Below are 13,350 nucleotides of genomic sequence, written 5' to 3'. Positions count from 1 at the left end.
CGACTATCAGGGATTTCAAGCAATCAGTAAAGAGGGTTGGACACACACCAACGAAACCCGGGCAGCCTGATAATATAACGCTGCGTCATGACCTGTGTATTTGGTTTTTATTTAACGAACTATTGCTTAACCCAATGTTCCACCAGGGGCTCAGGTTTTCTGAAAGCAAGTCAGTGAGAACCAACCCCGGTCGTCGGAGTAAACCTCTTTTACCTTTAATCCGGTAAAAGCTGAAATTTCTGATATATCCTCACGAGAAAATTTATAAGAATTTTCGGTGTGAATCATCTCACCCTTTTTTAAAGCCAGGTAAGTCTCCGTAAAAGGACTGGAAACTTTCATATCCTGCAGGGCTTCCAGGTGCATCTCAATTCTTTTGTCCTTTGCATTAAAGAAAGCACGGTGTAAAAACATCTCCGGGTTGAAATTGGTTCCTATCTGGTGGTTGACAGCATTTAAGATATTTTTATTAAAGGCCTCGGTAACACCTTCTTTATCATTGTAAGCCGCTTCAAGCACTTTCGGATTCTTCACCATGTCCAGACCCAGCAAAAGATGATCACCGGCATCCATCATTGATGCTACATTGAGCAAAAACTGATGGGCCACAGGCCGGTCAAAATTCCCCAGAGTACTTCCAAAAAAACAGATCATCCGGGGTTTATCTGTGGCAGGAAATCTCAGATGCTTCAAAAAATCAGCCAATACGCCCTTTACCGTGAGACCGGGAAATCGGGATGTAAGTATTTGAGCAGACTTTATGATGGACCATCGGCTCACATCTACCGGCAGATATTCCACAGACCACATCTTTTTTTCGGGAACCGCCTTCAAAACCAGGGAAATCTTTGAACAATCGCCACTGCCAAGTTCTATGAGCTGACTTCCATCCAGTTTTTCAACAATTTCAGGAGCAACCTCCCGAATAATACTTTTTTCAGTTCTGGTGGGATAATACTCGGGTAGCCTGGTAATGTCCTCAAATAAAAGCGACCCTTTTTCATCATAGAAAAACCGGCTGGAGATATGTCTGGATGTAGCCTTCAGCCCCGATAAAATTAAGTCTGCCACTTCCTGCTCCGACTCTGTTTCCAGGTAATCTTTTATTTGTGGTTCATATCCGATATCAATGAACGCATCCTGATGTTGCATGGCTGGTGTTTTTAAGGTTGATATTTACAATTGTGAGGTTTAAGATGTTAATCCCATAAAGGGTTAGCATTAATCCTGACTTACGATCTCTTCAGGGAAACCTGTCTCAAAGGGGTTTTGAGGATCATTACTCCATTCAAACCAGCCTCCATCATAAACAGATACTTTGGGATAGCCCATCAACCAGGCGTTGAACCAGGCTTCGCTGCCCCGCCAACCGGTTCCGCAATAAAAGGCCAGGTGTTTTTCGGGGGTAATGCCACTTTCCCGCCAGATTTTCTCAATCTCCTGTGCTTCACGTGTGGTATGATCAAAATTCCGGTAATTTTCCATATGGTAAGCATCCGAACCGCAATCGGCAAAAACAGCACCGGGAATGCGCCCCTTCTTCTCAATGTAATTGTAGCCACTTACCTCTCCTAAGTACTCAGGCCAACTCCTGACACATACCAACTCTGAATCCGGAGAAGCAATCATCGTCTTGGCCTCGGGCGTATCAACCGCCAACTGTGGATTTGCAGGGATTTTTACGCCAAAATCGGAAACGGGATGCCGGGGTTCATCGGTTTTTGAAATTTCGTAACCTGCATCCTGCCAGGACTGAAATCCACCATTTAACACGCGAACATCCTTTACGCCGGCATACATTAAGATAAAGGCACATCGTATGGCTCCTAAGTCTCCGGCAGCACTTCCGGGAAACTCATCTTCATTATCCGGAAACATAAATTTACCATACATCACCACCGTCGTATCCGCAGTAATACCATGGGCTTCAAAAGCTTTTTTCAGCTCATCCGGTGAACGGCGATTCCATGTGTCTGTTGACTCAATGTCGTTGGTATCCAAATCGATGGCACCGGGAATATGGCCACCAAGGTAGGCATCCCGGTTGCGGTAATGGGCATGCACCACAACATATTTATCATTGTGATAATGCAAAGGACTTTTTCCCTCGATGAGTTCCTTAACCCACGACGAAGACACTAAATGCCGAAAACGCGGAAGCTTAGTCAGCGGTAACACCTCATCCTCCAGCCAATCGCTGAAAAAGTGAGGATAAACTTCCAGATTATTAAAGCCCGCTTTTTCAAACTGACCCACAACTTGTTTAACATCATCCGAAGGATAGCCGTAGAGGATAATCCGGTGATGGGGTTCAATTTCTTTATGGCGTACCATTTCTATCCAATCCATGTATTGCGTCCATTTAACGGGCAAACTTTTAGCTCCCGGGATATGACCACCTCTTTTTTCTCCCTGGAGTTCCCAGCCGTTGTATGCATCTACTGGTCTGACATCAATGATCCTGGCTTCCGGATTGTTGAGTAATGATTTTAATGATTCAGTGGTAATCTCTTTTATTGGTTGCGCCATAGTTTCATTAGTTTTTTATGCATTTATTTTCGTCCGGGCTTTCATTCATTGTTTTTAAGACTCTCGCAAAGACGCTAAGACGCAGTTTTTTAATCTTCCTTCTGCGTCTCTGCTTCTCTTAATGATAAATCCTTTAAAAAAGAAAAAACTCCAGCATCATCCATTATTTTAATTAATTCCGGCTCTCCTTTTACTCAGCAGCAAACATCACAACAGCAAGTGGTGGCAGAAGAATATTAATAGACTGATCCTTTTCATGATAAGGGACCGGATTGGCATTCACGCCTCCAAAATTACCCATACCACTTCCTCCATATTGCCGGGCGTCACTGTTGAAAATTTCACTCCAATGTGTATCATGCGGCACTCCTACACGGTAATTGTATCTTGGCTCAGGAGTAAAATTGGCCATTACCAGTACTTCTTGTTTCTTTTCCTTATCGTATCGCATAAATCCAAGAATGGAATTTTCTGAATCATTGGCATCTAACCATTCAAATCCTTCCGGGGAGAAATCTGCCTCATAAAGAGCCGGATATTGTCTGTAAATGCTGTTAAGTTCTTTCATGAAGTGATGAAAAGCCCTGTGCATATCAGAATCCAAAAGATGCCAGTCGAGACTGCTTTCGTAGTTCCATTCTGCCCACTGCCCAAGTTCCATGCCCATAAAATGGAGCTTCTTGCCGGGATGGCCATACATATAGCTGAACAAAACCCTGAGGTTAGCAAATTTCTGCCAGTCATCACCAGGCATTTTATTAATCAGACTCTTTTTGCCGTGCACCACCTCGTCATGTGAAAGGGCCAACTTGAAATTCTCGTTAAAAGCATACATAATACTAAAAGTCATCTGGTTGTGATGATAACTTCGGTAAACCGGGTCATGCGTCATATAACCAAGCGTATCGTGCATCCATCCCATGTTCCATTTCATGCCAAAGCCCAACCCTCCGGTGTAGACGGGCTTTGTGACCATAGGCCAGGCAGTTGATTCTTCGGCAATGGTTTGAATATCCGGGAAAGATGAATACAATGACTCATTAAAATCCCGCAGAAATTTTATGGCATGGAGGTTTTCCCTCCCTCCATGTTCATTGGGAATCCACTCTCCGTCTTTGCGGGAATAATCAAGATACAGCATTGAAGCCACGGCATCTACCCTCAGGCCATCAATGTGATAGTATTCCATCCAGCTGTGAGCACTACTGATAAGGAAGTTTCGAATCTCATTTCGCCCGTAATTAAAGATGTAACTACTCCAGTCGGGATGATACCCTTGTCTTGGATCTTCATGCTCGTACAAATAAGTTCCATCGAAAAAATGAAGTCCATGCTGATCTCCCGGGAAGTGCGAAGGCACCCAGTCCATTATCACACCAATATCATTCTGGTGGAGAATATCCACTAATTGCTTAAACTCATCAGGTGTTCCAAATCGGCTGGTAGGGGCAAAAAATCCTGTAACCTGATACCCCCACGATCCGGAAAACGGATACTCTGTAACCGGCATTAACTCCAAGTGAGTATACCCCATTTCTTTTACGTACTTCGTAAGCTGATCAGCCAGCTCCAGATAGGTAAGAGGCCTCAAGTCCTCCTCCAGGGAACGTCGCCATGACTCCAGATGCACCTCATAAACCGACATTGGACTTTCCAGGGAATTGAAGTCTTTTCTTTTCTTCATCCACTGCTTGTCTTTCCAATCATGACTGTGCTCCCATACAACTGAGGCAGTGCGGGGCGGATGCTCATTAAAGGCTGAGACAGGGTCGGCTTTTTCCACACTGTAATTATTAAAAATCGACTGAAGGAAGTATTTGTACACTTCACCTTTCAGTATGCCGGGGATAAACCCCTCCCATATACCCGAATCATCGTTGCGTTTGGACAAGGGGTGTGATGCTCTGTCCCATCCGTTAAAATTTCCAATTACCGATACAAGTTTCGCATTGGGTGCCCATACAGCAAAAAAAGTTCCGGCAACACCATCCTGCTCGATAATATGAGCGCCCAGTTTTTTATGAAGTGAAAAGTGCTTTCCCTCTCTGAATAAGTAGATGTCGAAATCGGTTATAAAATCCTGCACTCCCCAAACCGCAGGTCTGTCCTTCACTGACACAGGAGCCTTTGCTGCTTTTTTCGGGGTTGCTTTAGTTGCTGCTTTCTTTTTTGTAGCCGCTGTTTTGCGACTTGTTGAAGCAGTCTTTTTATTTTTACCTGTCGCTTTAGATTTCTCAGCCATAGCAATATCATTTTTTATTGTAAACAGATATGCGCTTATCTTACCTGAATAATTCATGAATTAATCAGACTTAATCTTTCTCAAGTAAATTTTGCAATATCTTCTTCAGCCCGTTAAGGGGGATATGCAACCAATCGGGACGGTTGTTCAACTCATAATCGGCTTCATACACCGCTTTTTCGATGGTATAAACCGAAAGCAGATCGTCAAGCTGTCGTTTTTCTTCCGGGATAAATGAAGCTCCTTTGGCCGTTTCAAGGTAATTACCCAGGAAGGTATCCTCAATTTTCCGGTACCATACCTCCTGCCAAGGCTCCAGGTAATCGTAATAACCCGGTTGCTTTTCATTATAGTCGAGTAGCCCCATATAAATGGCGTAGTGGAACGAACGCAGCATTCCGGCAACATCTTTAAACGGACAATACTTAAGACTTCTTGCAGTAAGTGACCGGGTTGGTTCACCCTCAAAATCGATAATCAGAAAATCTTTTCCGGTATATAATACCTGTCCCAGGTGATAATCACCATGGATACGGATCTTGGAGGTATGGATCTTTTTCTGTTCCAGTGTTTGCTTTATGGTTGACAACAGAAGCGATTCATTGTCGAAAATATCATCCAGCAATGCTTTCTGATCATCCTCAAGTCCGCCATAAGCCGACCTCATTTCCTCAATGGTCCGCTTGATAAGCGTGCGGAACGACTGATAAAGAGACTTCTGATAAAGTAGAGAAAAAGCCTCTTCTTTAAAATCTTTCTCTTTTATAGATGCCAATGCCATATGCATCTCGGCAGTTCGTTTTCCCAAAAGGCTTATCATTTCAATAAAGAAGGGATCGAAGAGTTCGTTTTCCCTCTCCCTTATTTTTGCATTCCCCTCTCGATCACCAATAAACCCCTGTAAATCGGGCTGTTGTCGCTTCAGGCGGTCAAAGTAATCCTCAATACCGTTCTGAGTAAATTCCCAGGCATTACTTTCATTCTGCAGAAAATCAACCAGAAGACCTACTTCCATCTTGTCTTCATCCCGTCTGTACTCCAGAGCTCCAGCATAAACAGGGAAGTTTCGGAATGTCGTATTTTCCGTAAGAGCCTTAATAATATCCAACTCGGGATTACTTCCCTCCTCAGGACAACGGTACATTTTAAAGAAAAAGCGTTTATCATAAAGCACTGAGGTATTGGACTGCTCTACACCCAAAACCTTGGAATTGAGAGGGAGCTCGCTTTTTTTCAACCTGCTATTAAGCTTCTTCCCGGGTATTCCGGCAAGTTCTCCATTCATACCTTTAATTTTTCCGCGCTGAACAATTAAGCGCAGATAGTGGTCACGAACCACTTGGTTGTAGGAGCCACCATAAATAAGGGCAGCCTGCCCATCTATTTCAAGATGAGCAATAACAGCTTCCGGGAACTGGTGCTTTATTTCGTAAAGTTCCTCTCCCACAACTATGGAAATAGGAACAAAATAGCGTTCATTCTTTCCTTCGATATAGAAAACTTCCAGTATCAACACATAAGAATTCAGTTTCCCGGTGTTAAAAGGTATCACATCCTGTACAACCACTTCCTTCATCTTTCTGGATTTGCCACGGAACCAACGGCTTCTCTTTGCAAATTCAGCCAAAAAGGAATTGAGAGACCCGGGTACATTATTGGCTATCTGATTCCATTGAGCTGTAGTAAATTCGAGCTGTTGCTTATAGGCCAACTCTTTCTCTTTTTCAATCTCGGGATGCTGCAGTTCGAACCAGAAATAATTTTTGAACTGCATCGGAAAATGGTAAAGATTCTCCCCTATCGGGGCCAGTTGATTGCGACTGAAGACTTCCGTCGGAACATATCCTTTAAAATCGCTCAGATCAAGTTGCACCTGCTGTGAATATCTTGAAAGATTGACCACCACGAGTATAATCTGTTCTTCATACTTCCTCACAAAAGCGAGGATCTTGGAATTTTTACCGTCAACAAATTGTATGTCCCCCCTGCTGAAGGCGGGATATTGTTTACGCTTGGCAATAACCCGACGCATCCACCAAAGCAATGATGAAGCATTTTTCTCCTGATTCTCAACATTGATGCTTTCGTAGTGAAAGTCGTGATTAAAAATAACAGGAAGGAACAATCGCTGTGGTTCGGCACTTGAAAAACCTGCATTCTTATCAGCCGACCATTGCATTGGGGTTCTTACGCCATCACGGTCACCCAGGTAAAAGTTATCGCCCATCCCGATCTCATCTCCATAATAGACAATAGGTGTACCCGGCAATGAAAAAAGAAGGATATTCAACATCTCTATGTTTTTCCGGTCGTTGCCAAGCAGTGGAGACAGACGTCGTCTGATACCCAGGTTGATTCGTTGCTTGGGATTCTGAGCAAAAGACTTATACATATAGTCCCTTTCCTCATCAGAAACCATTTCCAGGGTTAATTCATCATGATTGCGGAGAAAAATGGCCCAGTGACTGTTTTCCGGGATATCCGGAGTTTGCTCCAGAATATCAATAAGCGGAAAGCGGTCTTCCATGCGCAGAGCCATATAAAGTCTCGGCATCAGCGGAAAATGAAATGCCATGTGACATTCATCCCCTTTCCCAAAATATTCTGCGGCATCTTCAGGCCACTGGTTGGCTTCGGCAAGAAGCATCTTATCATCATAATTATCATCTATGTGTTTGCGTAACTTTTTCAGGAACTGGTGAGTTGCCGGAAGATTTTCGCAATTGGTTCCTTCTTCCTCATACAAATAAGGAACAGCATCCAACCGTAAGCCATCGACCCCCGTTTTAAACCAAAAATCCAATACTTTAATGATTGCCTTATGCACACTTGGATTTTCAAAATTCAAGTCTGGTTGATGGGAGTAAAACCTATGCCAATAATAGGCCTCCGCTACAGGATCCCAGGTCCAGTTGGAAATTTCAAAATCCTGAAAGATGATCCGTGCTTCTTTGTATTTCTCGGTGGTATCACTCCAAACATAAAAATCGCGGTACACAGTTCCGGGCTTTGAATTACGAGCTCTTTCAAACCACTTATGCTCAATAGATGTATGGTTCAACACTAACTCCGTAATGACCCGAAGACCTCTTTTATGGGCTTCCTGAATGAACCGTTTAAAGTCAGCCATACTTCCATAATCCTCGTGAATGCTGGTGAAATCAGAGATATCATATCCTCCATCTTTTAGTGGAGACTTATAAAAGGGCAGTATCCACACAGCACTTACACCAAGGCCTTTAAGATAATCAAGCTTTTCGACCATCCCTTTGAAGTCGCCCACACCATCACCATTACTATCTTTAAAAGATCTTACATGGGCTTGATAAATTACTGCATCTTTATACCACTGCTTTGTATTGTTATCTGACATATTTCTATTTTTTAGAATGAATTTTGATGAATCTCACTGAATATGGAACCTACCCGAAAAATATTTTCAGATAAGCAAACCCAAAAACATCATAGAAAAACCCCATTTTCTGAGAAAGTTCTTCCGTCACATAAAGTAATCGAAGTCCTGCTCGGTCCGGACTCTCTTTCTTACTTTAAAAATGTGAACCGGCATTATACCGGGATCAATCTCCACATAATTGTGTTCACCGTTCCATAGATAGAAAGCCCCACTCAGCAAATCATGCACCTGATAGGAGGTGTGCTTATCCATATCAAAATCTTTAACGGGCAAGTGAATCCAGCCATGATGTGTGTAATGGGGATCGAGGTTGACAACCACCAAAATAATGCTGCTCAGATCATCCGAAGTCTTACTGTAACAAAGCAGAGCTTCATTATTGATGTCATGGAATTTTAAAGAATGAGTATTCTGAAGTGCCTTATTTTCACGTCTGATTTTATTTATTCTGGTAATTACCTTTTTTAAACTGCCCGGATGATTGATGTCCCAATCTTTTAACTCATACTTTTCCGAATTAAGATATTCCTCTTTTCCGGGAACGGTTGGAGTATTTTCCATCAGTTCGAAGGCCGGACCATAAATGCCATAATTTGAGCTAAGTGTGGCGGCCAGAACCAGTCTTTGAATAAACCCGACACGTTGCGAAACCTGCAAATACTCGGGCAGAATATCAGGAGTGTTTGGCCAGAAGTTGGGTCTGAAAAAGTCGCGAACCTCGGTTTTTGTCAATTCATTACAATAAGTAGTAATATCGTATTTGGTATTGCGCCATGTAAAGTAAGTGTATGACTGTGTAAAACCTCCTTTGGCCAGTTGATACTTAACCTTTGGACGGGTAAATGCCTCTGCGAGAAAAATGGTTTCAGGATGGCTCTTTTTCAACTCCCCGATAGTCCAGGCCCAAAACCGGAATGATTTGGTATGCGGATTATCGACTCTGAAGATCTTAACACCCTTATCGATCCAGTATTCGAAAACACTTTTTAGTTCTTCCCAAAGATTTTCCCAGTCGTCTGATTCAAAATTTAAGGGGTAGATATCTTCATATTTTTTGGGAGGATTTTCGGCATATTGCAAAGACCCGTCAGGACGATGCTTGAACCATTCAGGATGATCTTTCACATAAGGGTGATCTGGAGAGCACTGAAAAGCAACATCCATGGCTATTTCAATGCCATGTTCGGCGGCTTCACTGATCAAATTCCTGAAATCATCCAGACTCCCCAGTTCGGGATGGATGGCTTTGTGCCCTCCGTCTGCACTACCAATGGCCCAGGGAGATCCGGGATCCCCTTTCTGTGCTTCAGTACTGTTATTTCTGCCCTTTCTTTTCGTTTTGCCAATAGGATGAATAGGGGGCAAATACAAAACATCGAAGCCCATTTCAGCCACATAGGGCAAGAAATCTATGACATCTTTAAATGTACCATGCTGTTCAGTACCCTTCCCCAATGAACGGGGAAATACCTCATACCATGAACTGAAATTGGCACGCTCCCGTTCTACGGTAACTTCCAGCTCCTTATTATATATTGTGGCATGATTCTTTAACGGATATCTGACCATTATATGGAAAAGGGCATTATTAAGAATGATGGTAGTCCTTTCCGAAGCAGGCTTGTTTTCTGCAGTTAAATCTTCAAGTGCTTCTTTTAGAAACTCTGCCTCCTCAGGTAATAATTCATCTTGGTATTTCGACATGGTTTGCCTGATAATCTCGGCCCCGGCCAACAAGTCGGAGGCATAATCGGTAGCGGCATGAATTTTTTTGAGGATATCCCGGTGCCAGGTTTTAAAATGATCGGCCCAGCCTTTAACAGTAAAAAAGCAATTGCCCAATTCAGGAACCTTGAAGCAGCCACTCCATCGGTCATTGACATCGTGTTCCATTTCTGACAAATGCCATTCTTTCTCATTCTGACACCTATATAAAATTTCTGCATTTAAAACGTCATGGCTATCGCAAAAGATATCAGCTTCCACCTCCACCTTATCATTCACCACACGCTTAACCGGGAATTCACCACAATTTATTTGCGGTTTGACATTCTCAATAATTACTCTTTGCTGTCCGTTCATAATTAATATTTTGAATGATAATTATATTTCCGGATTTTTTTGTCCCGTGGCCCATGGCCATTGGCCTGTCGGTGCTGCAGATTTTCACAACCACAAGAAGAAACAAGCACTATATTTTGAAACATCAATAAGGACCAACACCACAAACATCAATTCATTTCATTATCAACTCAATATAGCGCCCTATTAAACCTAACAGACACTTTCGGCAAAATGTTGACTTAAAAATTATCCGGGAAGATTCAGAAAACAATCCTTATAAGTTAAGAAACCTTTAAGGAGAAACGCAACAAAATATTGTAGAAGCGGAATTTTTAAAGTAATAAAACAAACATTCCATGCACTGAAATCGCTTACCAGAAGAGGCTAAAACAGCAGCAACACATATTTCGAAAAAAATTTTAACGAAGAATGAAAAAAATCCATCATTTAAGACCTTTACATCCGCATTCAAATTGGCTATATTAGACCACAGATCGTAATACTTTAAGATTAAATAGTGCGTGTTCATAAAGTCTAATTTATTGCGTTACGCTTGCCAGAAAATTACTCTTTTACGTGAGTAAACTGCCTGTTTTTGCGGCAAGCATAACGAAGCAAATGGCACTTTATGGACAGACTCTAACTAAATCAAATAGTCAATTGATTTTTTAAACGATTTTGACTTTTGCCAAATAAAAAACAAACCTTACAACACTGACAAACTGAACATTAAAGAAGATACACCTCTGATTAAAAAAAGTAATTTTTAGCCTCTTACAAAAGTTTAACGAAGTTTTGTTAAAGCAAACAATAACCAAAACGTTATGCAGTACTCCCAATACACCCCAATAGACCCTGATTTTTACGACATTATAAAAACCCAGACAAAAAAATCAAGGCATCTGAAAGTTTTCTTCTTTTATCCTAACAATGAAATTGGGCAGGGAGAAGTTGAATACAGTGGCACTCTGAAAGAAAAGGAAGGTGAATTTATTGATCTATTCGGTGATGAAAAAATAAGACTGGACCGGATTATTACCATAAATGGAAATCCCGGTCCGGCCTTCGACGAATACGACGCTTACGCCAATGCCTGCCTGTCATGCCAGGCCGGTTATGATGATTAAAACGAGTATTGCCATCAGAACGTCAGAACTTTAACATCATCACTTTTAAGATAATCAGTAAGTGGTTTGCCCATTCCTTTTACGTCAAAGCCAAACTTACTCAACTCCGCTGCTACACCATACGAGTTGGCACAGGCAACACAGGCCTCAAGAAGTACCCCATCATTTTCCATACTTTTGACTTTCGCCCTTAACTTAAGGTTTTCTGAAATCAGTTTAGCTGATGGTCCCCAAACCACCAATATTACCTCGTCAAACCATTTCTGGGTTTTAGCAGCATGGGTATACATGAGACAAACCCGCTCGGCTACATCAGGGTCACCACTGGTCCAGAGAACCACTAATGTATCAGACAATTCCGGTTTACCGGGTGAGTCTGTTTGAGCAAACACCCCGCCGGAAAGGAACGCAGAGACTGCAAGAAACAATACAAACTTCTTCATTGCTTTAAATTTTAGTTTTTGGTATTCCTAAGTTTAAGAGTAAACACCCTTTAATAGTTCAAAATAAAACCAAAGAACCAGCCTGATATTGAAACCTTTTACAGCCTTTTTACGAAAAACATACACCGGATCATGCAATCTAAAAGATTAAGTTTTTCAGGCTATTTAGTGCATGTCCATAAAGCCCCATTTACCGCGTTACGCTTTGTAAATGAAACTTTCTGAACACGCAAATAGATTTTTACACTGTTTGCTTAGTTTAATAGATCGTTAGTCCCGATGCTTCGGGATAGATATAAGATTTAAGACAAACCATATAACGCTAATAAACAGAACTTTAAAGCAACCATGCATGTAGTTCCAAAAAGTTGATTTATAGGTTTTCACAAAAGTTTAACGGAGTATTGTTAGTTTATAGACAAGCACTATTTATAATAGTACGTCAAACTTTTATACGCTGCTTGTAATCAACAACTTGAAAACAAAAGCTATTTGTATTAAAATGCAGGCTATCAGCACCATGCGATTCATCTTGCATCTAATATCTATCCCGAAGCATCGGGACTAACGATCTATTGTATTTAGAGAAATGACAAAATTGCTTAACCATACCATATTTATTCTGATGCTCTTTTTTGTGCAAGCCACCATTGCGCAACAAGATTCCATCACTTCCAACCAGTTAAATGACCGCGGCCAAAAAACAGGCGTGTGGAAAATATATTATGACAATGATTCTATCAAAGAAACAGGCCATTATCTGGAAGGGCAGAAAAACGGGCTTTGGAAAGCTTTCTATCGGAGCGGTAACCTGAAACATGAAATTACATTCGAAGACGGTGTAGCCAGAGGACCGGCACGTTTTTATTACAAAGACGGAACACTTTGGGAAGAAGGTTACTGGAATGAGACTCATTGGGTAGGTGAATACAACCTATACCATGCTAACGGTCAAAAATTCTATGAATGGCAATACAACAATCTGGGTCGAAGAACCGGAGAACAGAAATATTACCATGAAAACGGACAACTTCAGTATGCCGGAGAATGGCAGAACGGATCCATCCGCGGAGAAGTAGAAGTCTTTAATGAAGCCGGTGAAATGGTTGAAAAACGACATTATGCCGACGGATCATTTCAAACAAGCAAGGTGATTACCACACGCCCCGTTTCTGACCAGGAAAACACCAACAAGAAAATTCTTCCTTTCTATGGAACCGGGCATTACATCTTACAATCACTTGATGGATTTAAAGTAAAAGAAGGTTATTTCCGGGATGGGGTTTTGCAGGATGGTAAACACTATTTTTACAACGAAAAAGACTCTGTCATTAAAATCAGAGTCGTGGAAAACGGGAAATACCAAAATTAGTTTCTGCTTAGTTTGATTTTGATCCATAGCAGTCCCTTCTCCCTGCTTCAGGTTTAAGATCTTTTAAAGATTCTCAAAGGGATATGATTCCTATCAGGCTCACAGATTTTTCTTAACTTAGCCGTCTGAAATTTTTTCTGTATCAATTAAGCAGACGA

8 protein-coding genes are annotated in these 13,350 nt (G+C 41.7%); 2 read left to right on the top strand and 6 right to left on the bottom strand.

The window, feature by feature from the left end; all coding sequences use genetic code 11:
- Positions 1 to 150: 150 nt before the first annotated feature.
- From egtD to DDZ16_RS11090, 5 genes are all read right to left on the bottom strand, one after another.
- Complete coding sequence (egtD, locus tag DDZ16_RS11110) at positions 151 to 1,152, bottom strand: L-histidine N(alpha)-methyltransferase (protein WP_109264547.1); 1,002 nt, start codon at positions 1,150 to 1,152, stop codon at positions 151 to 153.
- Positions 1,153 to 1,221: 69 nt separating this feature from the next.
- Complete coding sequence (locus tag DDZ16_RS11105) at positions 1,222 to 2,529, bottom strand: rhodanese-like domain-containing protein (RefSeq protein ID WP_109264546.1); 1,308 nt, start codon at positions 2,527 to 2,529, stop codon at positions 1,222 to 1,224.
- Between the two features lie 190 nt (positions 2,530 to 2,719).
- Positions 2,720 to 4,771 (bottom strand): 1,4-alpha-glucan branching protein GlgB, encoded by a 2,052-nt coding sequence (gene glgB / locus DDZ16_RS11100; protein ID WP_109264717.1) that lies wholly within the window; start codon positions 4,769 to 4,771, stop codon positions 2,720 to 2,722.
- A 70-nt stretch (positions 4,772 to 4,841) separates the two neighbouring features.
- Positions 4,842 to 8,144, bottom strand: coding sequence for a maltose alpha-D-glucosyltransferase (gene treS / locus DDZ16_RS11095; RefSeq protein ID WP_109264545.1), 3,303 nt, complete (start codon positions 8,142 to 8,144; stop codon positions 4,842 to 4,844).
- Between the two features lie 126 nt (positions 8,145 to 8,270).
- Positions 8,271 to 10,268 carry an alpha-1,4-glucan--maltose-1-phosphate maltosyltransferase gene (locus DDZ16_RS11090; RefSeq protein WP_109264544.1) on the bottom strand — a complete coding sequence of 666 codons (1,998 nt, stop codon included), beginning with the start codon at positions 10,266 to 10,268 and terminating at the stop codon, positions 8,271 to 8,273.
- Between the two features lie 806 nt (positions 10,269 to 11,074).
- On the opposite strand from DDZ16_RS11090, the gene DDZ16_RS11085 reads away from it, so the two are divergent.
- Positions 11,075 to 11,377, top strand: coding sequence for a hypothetical protein (locus DDZ16_RS11085; RefSeq protein ID WP_109264543.1), 303 nt, complete (start codon positions 11,075 to 11,077; stop codon positions 11,375 to 11,377).
- A gap of 14 nt (positions 11,378 to 11,391) precedes the next feature.
- Here the strand turns inward: DDZ16_RS11085 and DDZ16_RS11080 are convergent, their stop codons facing one another.
- Positions 11,392 to 11,820: a DsrE family protein gene (locus tag DDZ16_RS11080; protein WP_109264542.1), complete on the bottom strand. Its 429-nt coding sequence runs from the start codon at positions 11,818 to 11,820 to the stop codon at positions 11,392 to 11,394.
- Between the two features lie 589 nt (positions 11,821 to 12,409).
- Between DDZ16_RS11080 and DDZ16_RS11075 the strand changes: the two genes are divergently transcribed.
- On the top strand, positions 12,410 to 13,192 hold the full coding sequence (locus tag DDZ16_RS11075; RefSeq protein ID WP_109264541.1) for a toxin-antitoxin system YwqK family antitoxin: 783 nt from the start codon (positions 12,410 to 12,412) through the stop codon (positions 13,190 to 13,192).
- Positions 13,193 to 13,350 lie beyond the last annotated feature (158 nt).

The organism is Marinilabilia rubra, from assembly GCF_003121985.1.
Lineage (GTDB): Bacteria > Bacteroidota > Bacteroidia > Bacteroidales > Marinilabiliaceae > Marinilabilia > Marinilabilia rubra.
This window is presented reverse-complemented; position numbering and strand designations above follow the sequence as displayed.

Excerpts from the sequence above, each read along its gene's own strand:
- egtD (WP_109264547.1), bottom strand. The coding sequence starts at position 1,152 with ATGCAACATCAGGATGCGTTCATTGATATCGGATATGAACCACAAATA.
- DDZ16_RS11105 (WP_109264546.1), bottom strand. The coding sequence starts at position 2,529 with ATGGCGCAACCAATAAAAGAGATTACCACTGAATCATTAAAATCATTA.
- glgB (WP_109264717.1), bottom strand. The coding sequence starts at position 4,771 with ATGGCTGAGAAATCTAAAGCGACAGGTAAAAATAAAAAGACTGCTTCA.
- treS (WP_109264545.1), bottom strand. The coding sequence starts at position 8,144 with ATGTCAGATAACAATACAAAGCAGTGGTATAAAGATGCAGTAATTTAT.
- DDZ16_RS11090 (WP_109264544.1), bottom strand. The coding sequence starts at position 10,268 with ATGAACGGACAGCAAAGAGTAATTATTGAGAATGTCAAACCGCAAATA.
- DDZ16_RS11085 (WP_109264543.1), top strand. The coding sequence starts at position 11,075 with ATGCAGTACTCCCAATACACCCCAATAGACCCTGATTTTTACGACATT.
- DDZ16_RS11080 (WP_109264542.1), bottom strand. The coding sequence starts at position 11,820 with ATGAAGAAGTTTGTATTGTTTCTTGCAGTCTCTGCGTTCCTTTCCGGC.
- DDZ16_RS11075 (WP_109264541.1), top strand. The coding sequence starts at position 12,410 with ATGACAAAATTGCTTAACCATACCATATTTATTCTGATGCTCTTTTTT.